The 1,133-nt window shown below is 68.0% G+C and carries 1 protein-coding gene; it reads left to right on the forward strand.

Annotated features, from left to right (window positions below; genetic code table 11):
• A partial coding sequence (gene pgi, locus ACIHCM_RS37505; RefSeq protein WP_399906551.1) for a glucose-6-phosphate isomerase occupies positions 1-1,133 on the forward strand: 1,133 nt, incomplete at both ends.

Below are 1,133 nucleotides of genomic sequence, written 5' to 3' on the forward strand. Positions count from 1 at the left end.
ATCGACTACTCCAAGCACCTCGTCACCGACGAGACGCTGGCCCTGCTCCAGGAGCTGGCGGCCGCGACGGATGTCTTCGGGCTGCGGGACGCGATGTTCCGGGGCGAGAGGATCAACACCACCGAGAACCGGGCCGTGCTGCACACCGCGCTGCGCGCGCCCCGGGAGGCGGTGGTCGAGGTCGACGGCGAGAACGTGGTGCCGGGTGTGCACGCGGTGCTGGACAAGATGGCGGGTTTCGCCGACCGGGTTCGCTCGGGTGAGTGGACCGGGCACACCGGCAAGCGGATCCGCAATGTCGTCAACATCGGTATCGGCGGCTCCGACCTGGGCCCGGCGATGGCGTACGAGGTGCTGCGCGCCTTCACCGACCGTGACCTGACCGTCCGGTTCGTCTCCAACGTCGACGGCGCCGACCTGCACGAGGCGACGCGGGACCTGGATGCGGCCGAGACGCTGTTCGTCGTCGCGTCCAAGACGTTCACCACGATCGAGACGATCACCAACGCCACCTCGGCGCGGCAGTGGCTGCTGGCCGCGCTGGGTGACGAGGCGGCGGTGGCGAAGCACTTCGTGGCGCTGTCGACGAACGCGGAGAAGGTCGCGGAGTTCGGTATCGACACGGCCAACATGTTCGAGTTCTGGGACTGGGTGGGGGGCCGCTACTCCTACGACTCGGCGATCGGTCTGTCGCTGATGATCGCGATCGGCCCGGAGCGGTTCCGGGAGATGCTGGAGGGTTTCCGTCTCGTCGACGAGCACTTCCGCACCGCGCCGGCCGAGTCCAACGCGCCGCTGCTGCTGGGCCTGCTGGGCATCTGGTACGGCAACTTCCACGACGCGCAGTCGCATGCCGTGCTGCCCTACAGCCACTATCTGTCGCGGTTCACGGCGTATCTGCAGCAGCTCGACATGGAGTCCAACGGCAAGTCGGTGGACCGTGCGGGGCGGCCGGTGCAGTGGCAGACGGGTCCGGTGGTGTGGGGCACGCCCGGCACCAACGGGCAGCACGCCTACTACCAGCTGATCCATCAGGGCACCAAGCTGATCCCGGCGGACTTCGTCGGTTTCGCGCGTCCGGTGGCGGAGCTGAGCGAGGAGCTGAAGGCGCAGCACGATCTGCTGATGGCCAA

Origin of the sequence: Streptomyces sp. NPDC052023, from assembly GCF_044548465.1 — a bacterium.
Lineage (GTDB): Bacteria > Actinomycetota > Actinomycetes > Streptomycetales > Streptomycetaceae > Streptomyces.